Raw genomic sequence first — 19,046 nt, forward strand, 5'->3', positions numbered from 1 at the left:
CCTTATCTTATACAATCCATTTTACTTCTTATTCTTCAATACATATTTTCTAATATAAGAACAGGTCTTCTCTTCTCCCTCTTCTGCCAGCATCTTAAGCAATTGATGCAGAAGCTCTGCTGTCTCCGGATGAATCATCTTGCCAAGCCTTGCAGCACCTTTTTCATAGTATTCCAAAGGTGCCTGATTCGTATACTTCTCTTTCATATAATTCTTCGACGCTGCCACACGGTCGATAAACATTTCCACCACATATCTGACCGGCATCTTCATACCGATAATTCCTTCATTCAGATCAGTACTATAATCCAGCCAGTATTCATAGTGATGCCTGTTGCGCCCTTTGTGGTGTAGCCATGCCGCAGAATAACCTTTCACTTCCCGTTCTGCATTGTTAGGGCTTCTTGTTCCCTGATAGAACTTGCAGCCCACTAGAAATTCAGTTGGTGAATACTTGGACAGATCATGCAGAAGGCCCTGTTTATATAATCCAACTTTAAAACAACCTTGGCAGACAAGCCATTTATGGTGATTGATCGTCTTCAAATGTTGCAGTGCCTTCATACAGTTTCTCCTTTCCCAGATACAAGAACAACTATCTCTCGCTCATCCAATTCTATATTTCTCTGATTTTCCAACACAACCAGATCTTTTAAAATGCCTTCTTTCGTTGATGCTGCTCTGTACCATTTACGGCCTTTCTTTAATGCCGGCAACGCAAATTCGTGTTCCAGCCAGTGCATATTATAAGCCACAAAGCAATCTGCTTCTTCCTTATCCTGACTACTGTAATATATGCCGATCTGTCTGCTCGCCACTTCAGTTGACGCTCTCCATGCCATCTCTCCGTGATAGGATACGTCCGGAATTCCACAACCGCTTTGGTCTATTCCAAGCAGCTCTTTCTCCTGATGAAACAGCCTATATTTCTTCCGAAATTTGATCAACTGCTTCACAAACTGATACATCTCCTGTTCTTTTAACAGATTTCTCCAGTTTAACCAGCCAATCGGATTATCCTGGCAATAAACATTATTATTACCTTTCTGGGAATTTGCAAATTCATCCCCGGCAAGAATACACGGAACTCCCTGGGAAAGCAATAGCAAAAACAATGCATTTCTCATCTGGTTCTTCCGAAGCTCCAACACAGCTTTCTTTCTGGTCAGCCCTTCTGCGCCACAGTTCCAGCTATAATTATAATCCGGTCCATCCTGATTGTTTTCTCCATTCGCCTCATTATGCTTGCCATCATAGGACACAAGATCTTTCAATGTAAATCCAGTGTGAGTTGTAATACAATTATAAATACCTTCCAGATCCCATCGTTTTCTTGTCTGATACATCACATCCGTTACAACCCCTTCGTCACCTTTTAAGAAACGACGCATCACATTCTGATATTCTTCTGCGTGTTTTAAAATCCGGACTCCCGTAAGAATTGGATCTTTTAAAATGATATCCATCGGCACATTGTATGGATTCAGTATAAATCCATCCACATGATATTCCATCACATAATTTCTCAGACAGTCTGTCACCATCAGCCCGGAAATACCTTCTGCAAATGGCATCTCAAGCACAACTTCAATACCAGCCTTATGACAATACTTCACAAGATCTTTTAATCCTTTTACTCCATCACCGTCCTTGGCATAAGCACTTTTCGGTGCGAAATAATATCCCGGACCATAGCCCCAGTAATTTACCCGCATTCCTGCTTCTTCAAACTCATAGACAGGCATGCACTGGATCTGGTTAATTCCCAGATCTTTTAGATAAGGAATTTTCTCAATTACCCCTTGAAATGTTCCTTTGTTCTTCACTTTTGAATGAGTATCTTTTGTAAATCCACGGACATGTATTGCATAGGCAATCAGTTCTTCTTCCTTTATCCGTGGCGACTGATCTGCCTCCCAGTCGTAATGATCTTCATAAAATATACCGCGCACATTTTCTTTACTTTTTTCCGATATTTCTATGTTTTTAAACCATACTTCCTTTCCGGAAAGCGCCTTTGCATAAGAGTCCGTCACACGCTCGCCATCTATGTCATAATTATACTCATATGCCTCTTCCTTAAGTCCGTCAACCGCCATATAACACACCGAACCAATCCGGTCAGAAAAAACATAAGAAGCCAGCAAGCTGGCTTCTCCTTTCCGATAGAGCAGAAGCTTACATGTTTTCCCTTCCGGGACCTCCATGGCAAAATTCGCCCTTCCATTTTTATATGTCACACCCAAAGGCAATGGGCTGCCCGAAACTTTCTTCATGCTCTGTCCTTTCCGCTGTTACTGCCAGCCATCTACTCCGTACATGTCAACATTCTCCTGATTGATCATGAACACATTTTCTTTGATTTCCTTTTCATAATCTTTTCCATTTAAAATGTTAAGAACTGTATTTGCAGCATCTTTTCCCATACTGATTGGAGACTGTGCCACTGTTCCGGCAATCTGATTCTCTGTCTTTTTCAGTTCCTTCTTAATATCCGGAGAACCATCTACTCCATAAATGAGGATCTGCCCCTGCTCTGCTACATTCATAGCTGTTTTGGCACCGACTGCCATCTGATCATTTCCACACATAATTGCTACAATATCGGAATTCTCGCTTAAGATCTTCTGGGCTGCTTCCAGGGATTTTTGAAATTCTCCGCTTGTATCCTCTCTAGCCACAATTTCAAAACCATTTTCCGCTTTTGCCAGGGTCTCCTCGAACCCTGTGATTCTCTCATTCACAGAATTCTGTGTCGGGCATTCCAAAATTGCTACTTTACCTCCATCCGGACATCTCTTGATCAGATCTTCGCCACACAATACACCGGCATTATAATTATCAGATCCAATATATGCATCCACATAGTCCATCTCTTTTACCTGAGTATCTACATTGACAATCTTCACATCAGCTTCTTTTAAAGCTTCCAGCGAAGGGGTGATCTTCTCCCAGTCCACCGGACTTAAAATAATTGCATTGATTCCTTCGTCAATCATCTCCTGGATCTGCGAAGCCTGCATATCTGGGTCAGTCTTCGGATCCTTTACGATCAATTCACAATTCTTCCCATCCACTTCTTCTTTGATTGCACTTTCCAGTGTGAGAAAATATGGATTCTCCATATCAATCCCAGAAAATCCTATTTTCCAGCTTTCCTGTTCGTCCTTATCCTTTTCTTCTGTATTTTCATCTTTAGAAGCAGCATTATCTTCCGGTGTTCCTACATTCTTTTTACATGCAGTAAATGTAAGAGCACACAGCAGTATCAATGATAATATCCGCAATGCTCGTTTCTTTTTCATCTCTGTTTTATCCTCCTTGTGCAGCATAATGCTATACTTTGATTATTCATTACAATTCACCAAAGCCTGTGAACTGTAACTATTTTACAACATTTTTATGAATTTGGCTACTATCACTTGCCTTTTACATGCTCCTTTGTTACATTAGATATATACAATTTTAACAAAAAGGAGAATTCATATGTGTGAACATTGTCATGAGGAAGAATATAATGCCGTTATTCTGAATCTGGAAGACCAAGACCTGGAGTGCGGCGTTATCACCATTTTTGAGATGGACGGACAGGATTACATTGCTCTCTTCCCAATGGATGAGAACGGTGAGCCTGCTTCTGATGACGTCTATCTGTACCGCTATCACGATGACGGTGATGAACCGGAAATCGAATACATCGATGATGAAGATGAATTGAATGCCGCATCAGACTGCTTCGATGAATGGCTGGATGAGCAGGAGTTTTTAGACAGTGACGAGTAATTCATCAATAAAACGGGACGGGGTTTTGCTCTTCCCGTTTTTTTCTTTTACATAAGTGATAAAAAGCTTTTTCTTCGCCCGTGTCATAGCCACATAAAAAAGTCTTCGCTCTTCTTCTAATTCTTCTGGTGTCCCTGCTTTTTTATATGGTGTCACTCCTTCATTACTTTCAATCACAAAAACAACTTCATATTCCAGACCCTTTGCTCCATGCATCGTCAGACACGTTACTCCGTCACCGGTGCCATTGCCTCGCTGTTGCCGTTGCATTTGCAAGGTATGCTTATATTCTTCTACATGCGCAAGCCACTCTGGCAAAGTCTGAAATTCCTTCGTCCGCTCCTGAAGTTCATCCATGATTTCTTTTAATTCTGAATACTCCATCTGATGTCCAAGAGCATATTCCTTTAGAAATTCATCATACCCGATACTCTTACGGATATATTGAATTGCAGCATAAGGCGTCTTTGTGCGAATCATCTTCATATCCCACTCTAACTGATCAATTCGATCCTGCATCCACTCTTTATCACAGTAGAAACGTCTCAACGATTCATAAGTAACCGGTGTTTCTTCCATACAGCCACGGCTCAAGTAACGCTTCGGCCGATTAGCGATCTCCAGGAAATCTCCCCGGTCGTAAGTTCCAACTGCCAGCCGGAAATAGCAGTTCATATCCGTACACACAAAATGTTCATACAGATGATGAATCCTCTCCTTCATGGAAAATGGAATCTGATACTGGGTAAATGTCTCTGCCAGCACCCGTGCATCTTCGCCTGTCCGGTACAATACAGCCATCTGCTTAAGATCGACTCCTTTTTTCATATACTTTTGAATCTCTTTTAAAATATATTTACTTTCATCAAGCGGATCCAGTGTCTCCTGCACATGCACAGTCTCCTGCGCTTCCCGAAATGGCTGGATTTTCTTCTCATACCGGTCTTTATTATGCCCGATCACACGAAGCGCACCTTTCACAATATGTGCGTTAGAACGATAATTAATATCCAGCAAAATACGCTTTGCCTCCGGATAATCCTGCATAAAATCTTTCATGATTCCTGGTTTTGCACCGCGGAATCCATAGATAGACTGGTCATCATCCCCAACAATGAACAGATTATTCTCCGGCGCTGCCAGCATACGGATGACATCATACTGCACCTGGTTAATATCCTGGAACTCATCTACCAGCACATAGTGATATTTTTCCTGCCACTTTGCAAGAAGATCCGGTCTTTCAAGGAATAATTTTCGACACCAGATCAACATGTCTTCAAAATCAAGTTTTCGGTATTTTTTCTTTTCTGTCTCATAAATCCGGTAAAGCTCCCGGAATTTATCTTTCGGAAATCTTCTGGATTCATAAAACTCAATATCGACTGCATTATTTCCTACATTTCCAATCTCTTCCGATAGCTCCTGAAGAAAATCTGCTTCCTGGGATTTTTCGGTCTGTTCCCAGTCCATTTGTTTTAATATTTCCTTTAAAAGTTGATTTTTTTCTTCTTCGGACAGAATATTACTCCGATCCAATTTATACGCCCATTTCAAAATTCCGTAAAAAATACCATGAAATGTTCCAAATGTGACGGGAAGCCTTCGCCCTTCCATGACATATTGAAAACGATCTCGCATTTCTCCTGCCGCATATTTCGTAAAGGTAATGACCAGAATTTCTTCTGGTCTTACCTTATATACTTTAATCAGATATTCAATTCTTTTTGCAATCGTAAGAGTTTTTCCCGAACCGGGACCAGCAAGAACCAGACACGGTCCTTCCTTATGAGAAACTGCCTCTTTTTGGGCTTTATTAAGACTCATAGACTCCCCTTATCTTTCCAGTAATTCAATACCTTTCTGAACTCTCTTAAGAGACTCTTCTTTTCCGAGAATCTCCATGATTTCCGTTGCTCCACCCGGTGTACTCTGCTTACCAGACACAGCAGTACGGATTGGCCACATAACATAACCTGTTTTGAAACCTTTTTCGTCTACATAAGATTTCAAGACTTCAAACAAAGCATCATTGCTGAAATCATCCTGTTTCTCAAGAAGTGGATATATCTCTTTTAACACTTCCAAAGCCTTTTCTTCATTTGTCTTCATTTTCTTATGGCAATACATTGCTGTATCATATTCTGGGAGTTCTTCAAAGAAGTCAATCTGCTCTTTGATATCCGGGAAGATTTCAATTCTTGTCTTAACAAGTGCTGCAATCTTCTTAAGATCATAATCTTTTGTAACAACTTCTTTGATATATTTTTCAGCTCTCTCAAAAAACTTATCAAAATCCATAGCTTTCAAATACTCGCCATTCATCCATTTTAATTTCTGAATGTCAAATACTGCCGGTGATTTGCTCATATTATGGTAATCAAACTCTTTTACAAGTTCTTCCAGAGAAAATATCTCCTGGTTTCCTTCCGGACACCATCCAAGAAGTGCAACATAGTTAATAACTGCCTCTGTCACAAACCCCTGCTCGATCAGGTCTTCATAAGATGAATGACCACTTCTCTTACTTAACTTCTTATGATTCTCGTCTGTAATCAGCGGACAGTGTACATAAATCGGTACTTTCCAGCCAAATGCTTCGTAAATCTTATTATACTTTGGTGAAGAGGAAAGATACTCGTTACCACGCACGACATGTGTAATCTCCATCAGATGATCATCTACGACATTTGCAAAATTGTATGTCGGATATCCATCGGATTTGATAAGGATCAAATCTTCCAATTCTTTATTCTCTACAGTAATATCTCCATAAATCTCATCATGAAATGTTGTGGTTCCCTCTGTCGGCATATTGAAGCGGATAACATAAGGTTTTCCTGCTGCAAGATTTGCCTCAACTTCTTCTTTGCTAAGGCCAAGACAGTGTTTATCGTATGCTACAATTTCTGTCCCTTCTTCTGATACTTTGCTCTTTAAGGAATCCAGTCTTTCTTTGTCACAGAAACAATAGTAAGCTGCTCCTTTGTCAATCAGCTGTTTTGCATATTCCAGATATAAGCCGGAAGCATTACGCTCACTCTGAACATATGGACCATGTCCCATATCTTTATCTGGTCCTTCATCGTGAATCAGGCCTGTCTCCTGCATCGTACGATAAATAATATCAACTGCTCCTTCCACATAACGTTCCTGGTCTGTGTCCTCAATACGAAGCATAAAATCCCCGTCTTCATGTTTTGCGATCAGATATGCATACAGTGCTGTACGCAAATTTCCCACATGCATTCTTCCTGTAGGACTTGGTGCAAATCTTGTTCTTACTTTACTCATTTCTCTATACTTCTCCTAATTCTTTTAATATTTTCTCTAATGTAATATCCACCCGCTCTGAAACGAGAATATCTGCATATTTATCTGAAAAATGTGGTTCCGGATTGACCACGATCAGCTTATCTCCTTCATAATAATTGATAAGCTGTGTACACAGATATGTCTTCAGGTTCGTTCCAAGAACAAGCAGAACATCCGCTTTTTGGACTTCATCGGCTGCTTTTGTGATCACTGCGTTGTCTACCTTCTCCCCCATCAGACACACACCTGGACGAATTGGTGCATTACATTCCGTACAAAGAGGAACTCTCTTTGCCTCCCGGATATATTCCACCGGATATTTTTTTCCACAGTGCGGACAGTAATTCTCATAAACACTGCCATGCAGATTAATCACATTCTTACATCCTGCTCTCTCCGGCAGACCAAAAACACGTCTTGTGATAATTGTCTGAAAAAGTCCTTTTTCTTCCAGCTCTGCCATCTCCAGATATCCTTTTCCTGGCGGTATATCAAGGGCGCTTAACAGTTCATTACGATAAAATTCAAAAAACTGTGGTTTTCTGGTCGAATAAAATGCACTGGTGAACATCTCATCTACTGAGTAGCCATACTTTTGTTCAATGTCATAGGATTCTTCTCCATCGCGGATAGCCGGATATCCATTCTCCTGTAACATCTCAAATCCACTGAGTACAGTTGTATATTTACTTTCCTTTAGAATCTTCAAAAGATCTTTTCCAACCATAAAAATACCTCCTATTCTCAAGTCCTTGAACTATTTTATCACATATTCCCATGGTTCTTCAACCTTTTCCGCTTTCTCTTTGCTCTCCAGTAACGAATCTGGAATACATCTCTTGGAATTGATACAACAAAAATAATTCCCAGTACAATGGCAAATGCAATTTTCACTGCCTCTAATCCCTTCACAGCTGCCAGTGACATCTGACCTGTCACAAGGTAATATGCTGTATAATATATTCCGGCTCCCGGAACAAGTGGAATAATTCCGGAAACCAAAAATATCGTAATCGGGCATTTTTTCCGTACCGTCAAAATCCTGGAAATCAATACTACTGCCAATGTTCCTACAAAGGACGCCAATGCCACAGTTGTCACCTGACACATTGCCAGATACAAAAGCCACCCTGCCATACCGGTAATTCCACATGCTGTATAATATTGCTTCGGTACATTGAAAAGAACTGCATATGCCAATGTCGCCAAAAATGATTCTACGATTGCAAGAATTGTTGTTGTAATCATCGTAAAATTCCTCCCATCATCGTATTATAAATACTAAGAGTCACTCCGACTCCAATGGCAATATATACGAATACAAGCAGTGCATCGATCATCCGTACAAGCCCTGACAGAAAGTCTGTATCCGCAATATCACGGATTGCATTGACAAATGCCACTCCCGGGATCATCGGCATAATTGCTCCAACCATCATACCATCCAATTTCAATATCGGCAGAAACGGTATATGCATAAATGCAAGTGCCAGCACCGTCATGATCACGCCTCCGACAATATTTACAATAATTTTTGAAAGGTTGTGCTTTCCGGCAAACAGCACCCACACATATGATAAAAAACCAATTAAAAATGCAGCCACGGCTTCCAGAACACTTGACCCTAACATCAACGCAAATGTTCCACTGGCAAGCCCCGCCGCCATATATTGAAACCACCGTTTCTTCGGTGGAATCTTCTCAATCTTTTCCAGTCTCTCTTCTGCTTCTTCCAGTTTCACACGTCCCGCTGAGATTTCTCTGGAAAGCTCATTGACCTCTGCTACAATTCCCAGATGGGAAGAAGAAAGTGGTACATGATTCACTTTTGTATAAGCTTCGCCATTCTCATTCTCTGCACTTACAAAAATACCATGGCTCATAGAAAAAATATCAACATGATTCACATGAAAACGTCCACATATTCTCTTAATCGTCTCTTCTACACGAAAGATTTCACCTCCGTTTTTCAAAAGTATCCTTCCCGCATGCATAGCCATATCAACGACACGTTTCACATCTAATACCACATCCAGATTCTTTTTTAGATAAATCATATCGGTCAATTGTATTCCATTTTCATAAATCGGTTTCTCATAATGATCTACAAAAAAATTTGCAACGATATGTGAATTAACAAATCCACATTGTTTATAAAAATCAAGCGTATTCGAATTGTTCCCTGTACCGACATACATAACATCACAGGTCACACTGTAATATTCAGAAAGATAATTGACCATATAAGTCCCATATCCCTGTCTTCGATATTCCTGTGCAGTGACCAGATTCTTCAATTCACATCGTTTGTTTTTCATATGTTCCACAACACCGATTGTCAGCACTTCACCGGCATCTTCCAGCACAAACATATCACTTTTATCCAGATACCGCCGGATCATATTCTCCTGCGGATCTGCAATCAGGAGCATTTCAAGATAATTATCTTTATCTTCAGTAATCCGTCTGATCTCCATAGGCCTTCTCTCCTTAATATTCTCTGTAGTTCCTGTTTGTTTTACAAATTCCCAATTATATCTGTCAGAGAATCCGTCAGTTACAACAATCTGCTATAAGTAAACAGCGCCAATATACTCTTCCAAAAATGTTCTGTATACTGACGCTATTATATCACTGGATTAATAAAATAGATAGTTGTTTTTTTCTATATACAATTTTATATCATGTATTTTTTCACGAACAACCTGGCATATAAACATATGCTTTCCGGTTATTTACAAATTCTTGCCTGTGGCATACATGCAAGGCTTCCATCTGCATGATATAAAATACCAAACTCACTATAATATGCCGGATTTCCATTTGCAACTTGTATGAAATCCACATTTTCCAAACAGTCAAAAAGTCCGTCATCCATATGCACAATATTTGCTGGAATATAGACTTCTTCTGTCTCATTCTTCAGGGAACTGTCTGAACGCTCAAATACATCTGAACGGATTCCTTTACATCTTACATCTGTTGGAAATGCTAATACTCCATCTGGTGCACCACTTAAGATTTCTGTCACATACCCTTCTGAGTCGATCTTCATTCCGGAAATTTCTATATAGACCGGTTCTTCTACGACATTCTCATTATCTGTAATCGGATAGACAATTGGCTGTTCTATGATTCCCGATACCAGATCAGAATCATCTCTTTTATCTAGAATCGGAACTGATATATCCGAATAATCCATCATGTTTTCTCTGCTAACTGATTTTCCTGTACATGCTATATTCTTTGTCACAACAGTATGCTTTATTTCTCTGTTTTTCATCCTACATAAATCCGCATAATTTCTTCTTGCACTTAAACTCCCAAGAATATTCTTTTCCATTGTCAACATCGAAATCTTTTGTCTCAATTCACTTGAACACACATTTCCATATGGTAATGCTTTTGTATCCGTATTCACGACTTTTCCCATTCCATTGATTTCCTGAGCAGTGTTAAAATCTGTAACATAAGTCAACGGATTAAGTACTCCAAACACCATCACAACCGCGATTGCAAATGCCAACACAAATCTCTCCGTCCTTCCGGAACTTTTCTTTAGAATATTTTCCATATTCTATTCCTCTCTTTCTCATCCTGTTTCTGATAGAGCTATCCCCAACATGTCTTTGTTTTGTCCATTATAAAACAAATTTATAAATTTGTATACAAAAAGGAAGTGGCAACTCGCCACATTTTACATGTTGACAAATCACCACTTTCTTTTATTTCATATACACCTTAAAATTAACTGTAATTAGTTAATGTATCCGGCTTTCTTAAGCTCTTCATGAGCTTTCTCAAGGTTTGCATCTGATACACGAATGATCGGTCCTGTACAACCCATTCCGCTCTCTGCATAGATATTGATCTTCCATAATGCTTTTACGGCATCCTCAAGATCCATTACTTCGATTCCTGCGATCTGTGCTGTTACGATCTCCTTCGGCGGCTCTTTTACATCCTCCTCTGCTGCAGCCGGTTTTGCTGCTGCTTTTCTTGCATCCAGGATCTCTTTTAAGCCTGCTTTCTTTGCTGCTGCAAATTCTGCTTTTGCTACCTCAAATACTTTGTTTCTTACAAGCTGTGCTGCATAACGGATTGCTCCTGCAATAACAGGTGCTCCGCTGGCTCTTGATACGATCATGACTAACTGCTCATATCCTTCGCCGATTCCTGGTCCGTATCCGTATCCAGTTGCTTCAAAGCTTCCGCCTGTTGCTGCGGATGAAAGCATTTTTACCATGATGTTTCCTGTCAGGGAATCTGTTACCATGATATCCGGTGTTCCCTGAAGTACGTCATTTCCTCTCATGACGCATCCACCGTCTGCTCTTGCAGACTCTGCGAATGTGATATCATATCCGTTCTCCTGAAGCTCTTTGAGAGCTTTCTCTGTCTGACGTGCTCCGTCTACATTCAGGATTCCGACTGTTGGATTAGCAATTCCACATGTTTTTGCTGCAATGATTCCGTAGATTGTGTTCTTGATCATACCTTCGATACGATCTGCACTGGATGTTCCTGTTGTATTTGCTACGAACATCTCTCTTCCCTTTGCCGGTGTCACTACTCGTCCTACTGTAGATACTCCGATTGGGAATGGGAAGTGCATGGTAACTGCTCCGTCTACTTCTCCATTTGCAAGCATCTCTTCCATCTTCTTGTGGCCTTCTTCGTCATCTGCAACTTTTACTGTTGTAACTCCCTCTGCCTCAAGTGATCCGATATAATATACATCAACGCCATCTTTTGCTGCCATCAGGGCTGCTTCCATGGCATTCTCTTCTCCATGTTCGCTTCCCATTCCGGTTAATGCGATCTTTGGTCTCTTTCCATAGCTTCCGCTCTCAAGACCCTGTGCCATCTCCAGGAATGTTTCTGCGATCATCTTTTCTACATTTGCCATCTTTACCACCCCTTACTCTGCTATCAGAGTAGCAGCGAATTCTTTCATTGCCTTAGCGATGAGTCCCTTTACTTCATCCTCAGATACTCCGGCTGCAGCTTCTTCCTGTGCCTTTGTATTTCCATGGATCACGAAAGATACTCCATCGAACAGGTTTGTCATTCTTCCAAGGAACAGACTTCCTTTTCCGATGATCATTGCATTCTTGATCTTTCCTTCCAGAATGTCCTCTCTTGCAACTCCTACATATGGTACTCCTGATGGGATATGTCCCTGTGTCGGTGCCCATCCTGTAAGTCCGTGTTTTGCAGGGAACTCTCCGATCTCTTTACGGTCGAGCTCTCCTCTCTTAACTGCAAGGGCTGCGATCATCTTGTAGTTAGCAAGCGGTACATCTCCAGCTCCTGCCGGTTTTGTGATATCCGGATTCTGCATCTCTGGTGAGTATTTATCGATGTCTGTAATCTTCATTCCTGCTCTGTCAAGCGGATCTGCTACCAGACTTCCGATTACGTTCTGTGGTGCGGAACCTGTTCCTACACTGTGGCGTCCAAGCATGCTAAGGTCGATCTCCGGATTTACTCCATCGTTCTCTGCAAGGATTACACAGAATCCACCAAGGCAGTCCTCAAGGATTGGAAGACCTTTCTTGATGTGGTCTTTTCCGTTCATTCCAAGTTTTGCTGTACAACCTCCGGCTGTTACTGCTACACACTTGTATGCTCCGGATTTTACTAATGCTGCTGCTTCGATCAGTGCATGTGTCGGTGCTGCACAGAATCCTCTTGCGTCTGATCCTGATGCGCTTACAAGTCCTGCAACCTCTGCTGCAGCCTTTGCAAAGTTACCGCCACCTCTCTGGTTCATGTCTCCACATGCTTCCTCTGCACAGTCAATAACATACTCTACATCTGCTTTTTCGATTCCTGCGTTACGTACTGCATAAAGAAGAGCAAGTACACTTGTTGCTTTACTCATTAAGTTCTCGTGCATTACGTGTGCGCTTAAGTTCTGATCGATATCATGTGCACGTTTTACACATCCAACCAGCTCGTGGTTGAAGTAAAGTCCCTCTGCGTGCTCATCATTTACATATCCCTCGATCTCGGAAAGCTCTACACCGTCTTCGATCTGGGATGAAATATCTTCTGTAATGATTGGGTTTGCTGCAAACTGACCTTTGTACTTCTCTACGAAGTTCTTCTCCAGTTTTACAACTTCAAACTGGTCACTGATCTGTACCAGGAATAAGAACTCTTCCTCAGGCATGATCTCACCGTATTTTCCATAACGGCTTGCATTCTCCATCTTCTTGTCATACCATGGAGCCTCTACCTGTGCCAGCTCATCCGGATGTACATTTCCGATGTATGTCTGGTTTGGCCAGTAAGCTACACAATCCTCATATGAACGAAGATGCTCTGGCACCTCTTTTAAGTACTCTGAATCTGGATTTACGATTCTCTCTGTTGTCTGAGTTGTTCCATTATATAAAACCATGTCAGGAGTATGTGCTAAGACATAACTTGCTCCTTTAATTACACTATTCATTACAGTTTTCCACCTTTCCTAAGTTCGCTTCTCTATTTCCCCATAAATAGAAGAATAGAAAAAGAGGGTCTGACCCTTTCGGGCTTACCCGGGGTCTGACCCTCTGACATATCTTACAGATATTTGCAGTATTCGTCACGGATAGCGCTCATCTCGCTAACGATATCGTCAACGTCGAGTACCATCTCCATCATGCTTACCTGCTCATCATAAACAGCTTCGTCAAACTCTGCCTTCATTTCAGGCTCGCAAACGTGATATACTGTGAGTCCAAGCTGGACCCCTGTCAATGGACCTGCGAATGTCGGATCTCCTGCTGTTACAGTCTCAGCTGCAAGACCTGCAGCTTCACCTTCTGCAGCACCAAGAACTACTACTAAGTTCTCTGCGCCGTATTCATCAGCGAAATCCTTTACTCTTTTCTGATTCTCTAAGTCCATTGCGCCTGCGCTCGTTCAGACGAAACACTCCGTAGATGAAAATACTACTTCAGCACCAGCAGTTTTTACGCACTCTGCGATAGCTGGTCCCGGAATTCCATCACGGTCTCCGATAATTATTGCTTTTTTTCCCTCTAAAATAGCCATAATTATGCTTTCTCCTTTCTTTTGGTAAAAAACATGTTTATTTAAATATATATGACAAAGAACTCACCTAATTATTAGATGTATTTCTTGATCATCGCTTCGATTGTCTCCGGTGTACAATCATCTTTTACAAGCTCATCTACTTTTTCTCCATCTTTGTAGATTGCCATAACCGGAAGGCCAAGAATCTTCTGGCCGATTGCCAGACGACGAGCCTTTGTTGTATTCAGAGATGTAAACTTAAGTTTATCTCCGTATGTGTCAGCGAACTCATGTACCTTTGGCATAAGTGCTGCACAAGGAACACATCCGTCACCGAAAAAGTCAACGAATACATATCCTTCAGCTTCCAGAACCTCTGTCTGGAACGTATTCTTATCTACTTCTATCATTGGTCTGATCCTCCTTTTAAGTCTTATTTATGAAATAGAATATATACTCTACGCCATGCTTCTCTCTACCATAACTGCAGCGATCGCTCCGTCAGCTGCAGCAGTAACAACCTGTCTCAGGCTCTTCACGCGTACATCACCAGCAGCGTATACGCCTGGGATATTTGTATGCATGTCCGCATCAGTTGGAATATATCCTCTTTCATCCATCTCAACACTTCCCTTGAAGATGTCAGAATTAGGAATAGTACCGATGAATCCGAATACTCCGAACATTCCGTCGTCTTCGTCAGCTTCAATCTTAGTAACTTCTCCAGTTTTCACATTCTTAACTGTCATCCAGGAAAGGATTCCATCTCCTCCAACTTCCTCAACAACTGTATCCCACATAAAGTGAAGTTTGTCGTTTTTGAAAGCTTTCTCCTGAATGGATTTTGCTGCACGCAGCTCATCACGTCTGTGAATGATTGTAACTTTTCTAGCGAATTTTGTAAGGTACATAGCCTCTTCAACAGCGGAATCTCCACCACCTACTACATATACCTCAAAATCCTCGAAGAAGTTAGCGTCACAAGTAGCGCAGTAAGAAACTCCTCTTCCAAGGAACTCTGCCTCACCCTTGCAGCCGATTGGTCTTGCATGAGCACCTGTAGCAATGATAATATTCTTTGCCTGATACTCACCTTTTTCACCTTTGAGGACTTTTACATCTCCCTCAAGTGAAACTTCTTTGATTGTGTCAGATACACGCTCAGCCCCAAACTTCTTAGCCTGCTCTGTCATACGTGCAATCAGAGACGGACCTGACTCCGGCTGATCTACAATCTGTCCAGGATAGTTTTCAATCTCATCTGTGATTGAAATCTGTCCGCCATCCTGTCCTTTCTCAACGATAAGAACTGATAAGCGACTTCTTCCTGCGTACAGTCCTGCTGCTAATCCAGCAGGACCTGCACCCAGGACAATTACGTCATAAATTTTGCTCATAACGAAATTCTCCTTTTTTCATTTTTATTCTATAACGCTACATACAATATAGCACATAGTTTTCAAAAATGAAATGCATATTTTTTATAAAATGCACAATTTTACTCAAAAATTGTCTGTTTATCAACCTCTGTTGTAAGAGCTTCAAGAGCTTTCTTAACTAAGGATTTACGAAGTGCGTACTCCTCATCTTTATCCAGCTCCGGATTTCCAAGTGGATGTGGAATAGCGATTGTAGGAACGATTCTGTTAGCTCCAACTGTCATAGAAATTGGAGTTACAGTACACATATGAACTACTGGAAGTCCTGCAGCTTCAATAGCTTTTACCATCGTTGCACCGCAACGTGTACAGGTACCTCAAGTGGAGGTCATGATAACTGCATCAACACCATCAGCGATCAGCTTCTGAGCATACTCATCAGCGAATGCTTTAGCTGATAATACGGCTGTTCCGTTACCAACTGTTGTATAGAATTTATTGTGAAGTTTTCCAATAACACCCTCACGCTCGAACTCACGCATAACGTCTACTGGAAGTACACGGTCAGCATCCTCGTTAGCGTATACCGGATCGTATCCACCATGAGCTGTCTCGTATGTCTCCTCTGTCAGATCGTTAACACCTGTAATGTCATACTCACCATATCTTGTAGCATTAGATGACTCGATGTGATCTGGATTACCCTTCGGAACAATACCACCGGATGTACACAGAGCGATTGTAGCTTTGCTAAGATCTTTGATAGCCGGCTGTGGAGCAACCTTGTCGAATGTCGGCATTGGGAACTCTGTTACGAATGGCTTACCAGCAATCTTCTTAAGAAGCATCTCAACAGCACGTTTTGATCCACGTTTCTCCTCGAATAAGTTTACACGGATACCGTTTGGCATGTAGTTGTCTTCGCAAGAAGCACCAATCTTCTCACCTTTAGCAAGTTTCATAGCAAGTGGAGCTAATTTTCCAATTGCATCTCTCATACCAGCTGCACTGTTCTTTGTAGGAACAATGTATACTTTGTCTTTGAACATATCAGCACCTGGATTCTCAACGTACATTCCTGTAACTACCGGGATTCCAAGCTCCTCTTTGATCATATCGCAAACTGTTCCGCAAGCAACTCCGTAACGTCCTGCGTTGAATGCAGGTCCAGCGATGAACAGATCAGCATTCTGTCCTTTAACCATCTCAAGAATCTCAGCTTTAGCTTTTTCAAGATTCTCGTTGAAGTAAGAGTCACCACATACGATTGTAGCAACGATCTCAGCTTCATCTCCAAATTTCTGAGCAAGAGCGAGTCCTGGTCCTACGACCTCTCCTACGCGAAGCTCTGCAGGGTAATCTGCTTTTTCTTCTCCACCGATATTAGCGAAGAACTGGTTGATATAATGTACAACTCTAATTTTACTCATTATGATTCGTCCTCCCTTTCTATCGTGCACTCAGTACGTTGAATCCTGTCTCGTTTGTTGCGCCAGTCATAACCTGAATCTCAACTTCAAGAGATCCGTCCTCCTGAAGAGTCTTGTCGCTGGCACCAGCGATAACATTAACATAGTCTAAAGTTCCGATAACTTTATCAAGTTTTGGAAGGTGAATCAGCTCATTAGCATTTCCGCCTGTTACTACAGCATCTGCAGCCGGATCAGAGTCAGCAAGTGACTGAGATTTTCCATCACGTCCAGCATACTCATCTGTAATGATAACAGTCTTAACGCCTTCAGCCTCAATTTTCTTTGTATTCATGATAAGGTCTGTATCTGGGTTACCGAATCCCTCCTGAGATACGATTACAGCATCCAGGTCTAAGAAACGGCAAAGTTTTGCTGTCCAGTCAGAAGAACGCATCTTGTCTGCAAGGTAAACGTTCTCATTTGTAAGGATGTGGCAAACAAAGTTAATAGTTTTACCATGCTCCTCGAACAAATCGTGAATAACCGGGTTATTCTCGTGAACATATGTTGGGTTTTTATCACAAGCAGATACACAGTTACCGGATACGATAGCTCCGTCCATGATCTCTGTTGGTGTCATCAGAGTAGAAAGTGTCTTCTTAGCATCTACTCCGTATACATATGTGTCATGAAGAAGTCCCTGGCTCTGTAACATCTGTACATAAGCAACTCTCGGAAGATCTGGGAATTTTTCTTTTCCTTCCATAACCCCGTATGTCTCATAAACCTTTGTCTCATCTGGTGTAAGATCACGTGCTAATTCCCCAAGATATACAGCAACTCTGAATCCAGCGAAACGAACAGCTTTCTCATAATCATGCTGTTTGATGTTATCAACTGGCTCACATACCATAACAAGATTTAATGTTTTTGAGAATGGTGTATACTGTGCTCCAACACCTGTCATATCGATGATACCTTCCTGGAATCCAACGATCTTACCAGCTGTAACAACAGCCATTCCTTTTAATGCATAAGTTTTTCCTTCACCAACTGTATCTACTTTGTTGATTACTCCCGGGAAGACTCCTCCTCTTCCTTCAACCTTTACACGTGGCTCGATAACGTCTTTAACCGGTGTGATTCTCACTGACTCACCTGGTCTAGCAATATCAAATGATACGCTCTTAATGTGCTCATCCTCAAGAGCAACAGCCTCTACAGCTTCTTTGTTTACATAAAGAATTCCATCTTCGATCTTAGACTCTGCTGCGAACTGGATATCCTTAATGTAAATGTGTCCCATTTCCAATCTTCTCACTTATGGTTCCCTCCTTCAAGAATTTTGATATTATTGTGTAAGCTAAATGCTTTAACAACCTCTCGCTACTCGACCTACCACACATCTGCGGATGAAATAGCGCTTTGTAACAGGGTCCAGTCAATTAACTGGAAGTCTTTGAATGTTTCTGGCATGAATTCTCTGTACTTTTCTGACTTGAATTCAAACTTTGCACAGGATCTTATGGCTCCTTCTATAATTGACAGTGACCTCTCATCCAGTTTTCCGGCTTTACGTGAGATCATAACCGACTTATATGGTGTTTCATTCGGCTTCACGCTTCCAGATAATGGATGTGATAAAAGCAAATGTCCTTCGTGTATTCTGTCTCTAACTTTCCCCAATACATCCTCATAAGAAATCTCACTATAATCCACTTCATGCTCTTCATCAAGCATCTGTGGAACTAATGGATTGTTCGTTATTATAATGTAATCTTTCTTCATTTTTTATCCGCCTTCCATTTTTGATTTCTTACATAGATGAAATAAGTATTGTGTCATTCTTCCCAGCTATCCGGTAGGATTAAAAAAAGACGATACAACACCAATATTGTGTGTGCATCGCCTTTCTGTCTTTTGTCTTGACCGTCCTTCTTAGATAGCCTTTCTCTTCAACACAAGATTCAGAACGCAGTCCCTTTCTCAGTCCTTTTGCCTGAAAGTTTCACCCCTGATATGTTCACCAACATACCTTGGCTTGCCTCTTCGGCGGTCTTCTTTAGTAAAGACTCTCTCTTAAGAAAGATCATCCCGCTATTCACTTTTATTTTATAGAGACAATGAA

18 protein-coding genes and 1 riboswitch are annotated in these 19,046 nt (G+C 41.3%); of the genes, 1 reads left to right on the forward strand and 17 read right to left on the reverse strand.

The features are described from left to right. Positions 1–21: 21 nt before the first annotated feature. From NQ560_RS09060 to NQ560_RS09070, 3 genes are read right to left on the reverse strand one after another with little or no spacing between them, the layout of a single operon-like run. Positions 22–564: a DUF5662 family protein gene (locus NQ560_RS09060; RefSeq protein ID WP_005331219.1), complete on the reverse strand. Its 543-nt coding sequence runs from the start codon at positions 562–564 to the stop codon at positions 22–24. Further along, positions 561–2,276, reverse strand: coding sequence for an alpha-amylase family glycosyl hydrolase (locus tag NQ560_RS09065; protein WP_005331221.1), 1,716 nt, complete (start codon positions 2,274–2,276; stop codon positions 561–563). The genes NQ560_RS09060 and NQ560_RS09065 overlap by 4 nt, the downstream gene beginning before the upstream one ends. Before the next feature lie 18 nt (positions 2,277–2,294). Then, positions 2,295–3,305 (reverse strand): sugar ABC transporter substrate-binding protein, encoded by a 1,011-nt coding sequence (locus NQ560_RS09070; RefSeq protein ID WP_040015304.1) that lies wholly within the window; start codon positions 3,303–3,305, stop codon positions 2,295–2,297. Positions 3,306–3,486: 181 nt separating this feature from the next. On the opposite strand from NQ560_RS09070, the gene NQ560_RS09075 reads away from it, so the two are divergent. Further along, positions 3,487–3,783: a DUF1292 domain-containing protein gene (locus tag NQ560_RS09075; protein ID WP_005331225.1), complete on the forward strand. Its 297-nt coding sequence runs from the start codon at positions 3,487–3,489 to the stop codon at positions 3,781–3,783. Here NQ560_RS09075 and NQ560_RS09080 read toward each other — a convergent pair. The 14 genes from NQ560_RS09080 to NQ560_RS09145 form a co-directional block, all read right to left on the reverse strand. Next, the gene (locus NQ560_RS09080; RefSeq protein WP_005331226.1) at positions 3,766–5,610 is read right to left on the reverse strand and encodes an ATP-dependent helicase; all 1,845 of its coding nucleotides are present in this window, start codon (positions 5,608–5,610) and stop codon (positions 3,766–3,768) included. The genes NQ560_RS09075 and NQ560_RS09080 overlap by 18 nt on opposite strands. Positions 5,611–5,619: 9 nt before the next feature. After that, a complete protein-coding gene (gltX, locus tag NQ560_RS09085; RefSeq protein WP_005331227.1) occupies positions 5,620–7,077 on the reverse strand; it encodes a glutamate--tRNA ligase in 1,458 nt (485 codons plus the stop codon). A 4-nt stretch (positions 7,078–7,081) separates the two neighbouring features. Then, entirely contained in the window at positions 7,082–7,825 is a 744-nt protein-coding gene (locus tag NQ560_RS09090) for an SIR2 family NAD-dependent protein deacylase (RefSeq protein WP_005331228.1), read from the reverse strand. A gap of 38 nt (positions 7,826–7,863) precedes the next feature. Next, positions 7,864–8,346, reverse strand: a complete 483-nt coding sequence (locus tag NQ560_RS09095) for a threonine/serine exporter family protein (protein ID WP_005331229.1) — start codon at positions 8,344–8,346, stop codon at positions 7,864–7,866. Next, positions 8,343–9,575: a GNAT family N-acetyltransferase gene (locus NQ560_RS09100; protein ID WP_005331230.1), complete on the reverse strand. Its 1,233-nt coding sequence runs from the start codon at positions 9,573–9,575 to the stop codon at positions 8,343–8,345. Before NQ560_RS09100 ends, NQ560_RS09095 begins: the two co-directional genes overlap by 4 nt. A gap of 254 nt (positions 9,576–9,829) precedes the next feature. After that, positions 9,830–10,672: a hypothetical protein gene (locus NQ560_RS09105; protein WP_005331231.1), complete on the reverse strand. Its 843-nt coding sequence runs from the start codon at positions 10,670–10,672 to the stop codon at positions 9,830–9,832. Between the two features lie 183 nt (positions 10,673–10,855). Beyond that, the gene (gene grdD / locus NQ560_RS09110) at positions 10,856–12,007 is read right to left on the reverse strand and encodes a glycine/sarcosine/betaine reductase complex component C subunit alpha (RefSeq protein ID WP_005331233.1); all 1,152 of its coding nucleotides are present in this window, start codon (positions 12,005–12,007) and stop codon (positions 10,856–10,858) included. Positions 12,008–12,019: 12 nt separating this feature from the next. Then, a complete protein-coding gene (gene grdC, locus NQ560_RS09115) occupies positions 12,020–13,558 on the reverse strand; it encodes a glycine/sarcosine/betaine reductase complex component C subunit beta (RefSeq protein WP_005331235.1) in 1,539 nt (512 codons plus the stop codon). A 113-nt stretch (positions 13,559–13,671) separates the two neighbouring features. Further along, positions 13,672–14,145: a glycine/sarcosine/betaine reductase complex selenoprotein A gene (grdA, locus tag NQ560_RS09120; RefSeq protein WP_081445653.1), complete on the reverse strand. Its 474-nt coding sequence runs from the start codon at positions 14,143–14,145 to the stop codon at positions 13,672–13,674. A 74-nt stretch (positions 14,146–14,219) separates the two neighbouring features. Beyond that, positions 14,220–14,537: a thioredoxin TrxA gene (gene trxA, locus NQ560_RS09125; protein WP_005331244.1), complete on the reverse strand. Its 318-nt coding sequence runs from the start codon at positions 14,535–14,537 to the stop codon at positions 14,220–14,222. Between the two features lie 48 nt (positions 14,538–14,585). Further along, positions 14,586–15,524, reverse strand: coding sequence for a thioredoxin-disulfide reductase (gene trxB, locus NQ560_RS09130; RefSeq protein WP_005331246.1), 939 nt, complete (start codon positions 15,522–15,524; stop codon positions 14,586–14,588). Positions 15,525–15,625: 101 nt separating this feature from the next. Further along, on the reverse strand, positions 15,626–16,936 hold the full coding sequence (gene grdB, locus NQ560_RS09135) for a glycine reductase complex selenoprotein B (protein WP_081445654.1): 1,311 nt from the start codon (positions 16,934–16,936) through the stop codon (positions 15,626–15,628). Positions 16,937–16,955: 19 nt separating this feature from the next. Further along, on the reverse strand, positions 16,956–18,224 hold the full coding sequence (locus NQ560_RS09140) for a glycine/sarcosine/betaine reductase component B subunit (RefSeq protein WP_005331252.1): 1,269 nt from the start codon (positions 18,222–18,224) through the stop codon (positions 16,956–16,958). A gap of 89 nt (positions 18,225–18,313) precedes the next feature. After that, positions 18,314–18,706, reverse strand: a complete 393-nt coding sequence (locus NQ560_RS09145; protein ID WP_005331254.1) for a GrdX family protein — start codon at positions 18,704–18,706, stop codon at positions 18,314–18,316. 189 nt (positions 18,707–18,895) lie between these two features. After that, positions 18,896–19,010: riboswitch (glycine riboswitch) on the reverse strand. Positions 19,011–19,046: the final 36 nt, after the last annotated feature.

Source organism: Dorea formicigenerans, assembly GCF_025150245.1.
GTDB classification, from domain to species: domain Bacteria; phylum Bacillota; class Clostridia; order Lachnospirales; family Lachnospiraceae; genus Dorea; species Dorea formicigenerans.

Bases quoted from the DNA above. Each gene is read 5' to 3' on its own strand.
- NQ560_RS09060 (WP_005331219.1), bottom strand. From the start codon at position 564: ATGAAGGCACTGCAACATTTGAAGACGATCAATCACCATAAATGGCTT.
- NQ560_RS09065 (WP_005331221.1), bottom strand. From the start codon at position 2,276: ATGAAGAAAGTTTCGGGCAGCCCATTGCCTTTGGGTGTGACATATAAA.
- NQ560_RS09070 (WP_040015304.1), bottom strand. From the start codon at position 3,305: ATGAAAAAGAAACGAGCATTGCGGATATTATCATTGATACTGCTGTGT.
- NQ560_RS09075 (WP_005331225.1), top strand. From the start codon at position 3,487: ATGTGTGAACATTGTCATGAGGAAGAATATAATGCCGTTATTCTGAAT.
- NQ560_RS09080 (WP_005331226.1), bottom strand. From the start codon at position 5,610: ATGAGTCTTAATAAAGCCCAAAAAGAGGCAGTTTCTCATAAGGAAGGA.
- gltX (WP_005331227.1), bottom strand. From the start codon at position 7,077: ATGAGTAAAGTAAGAACAAGATTTGCACCAAGTCCTACAGGAAGAATG.
- NQ560_RS09090 (WP_005331228.1), bottom strand. From the start codon at position 7,825: ATGGTTGGAAAAGATCTTTTGAAGATTCTAAAGGAAAGTAAATATACA.
- NQ560_RS09095 (WP_005331229.1), bottom strand. From the start codon at position 8,346: ATGATTACAACAACAATTCTTGCAATCGTAGAATCATTTTTGGCGACA.
- NQ560_RS09100 (WP_005331230.1), bottom strand. From the start codon at position 9,575: ATGGAGATCAGACGGATTACTGAAGATAAAGATAATTATCTTGAAATG.
- NQ560_RS09105 (WP_005331231.1), bottom strand. From the start codon at position 10,672: ATGGAAAATATTCTAAAGAAAAGTTCCGGAAGGACGGAGAGATTTGTG.
- grdD (WP_005331233.1), bottom strand. From the start codon at position 12,007: ATGGCAAATGTAGAAAAGATGATCGCAGAAACATTCCTGGAGATGGCA.
- grdC (WP_005331235.1), bottom strand. From the start codon at position 13,558: ATGAATAGTGTAATTAAAGGAGCAAGTTATGTCTTAGCACATACTCCT.
- trxA (WP_005331244.1), bottom strand. From the start codon at position 14,537: ATGATAGAAGTAGATAAGAATACGTTCCAGACAGAGGTTCTGGAAGCT.
- trxB (WP_005331246.1), bottom strand. From the start codon at position 15,524: ATGAGCAAAATTTATGACGTAATTGTCCTGGGTGCAGGTCCTGCTGGA.
- NQ560_RS09140 (WP_005331252.1), bottom strand. From the start codon at position 18,224: ATGGGACACATTTACATTAAGGATATCCAGTTCGCAGCAGAGTCTAAG.
- NQ560_RS09145 (WP_005331254.1), bottom strand. From the start codon at position 18,706: ATGAAGAAAGATTACATTATAATAACGAACAATCCATTAGTTCCACAG.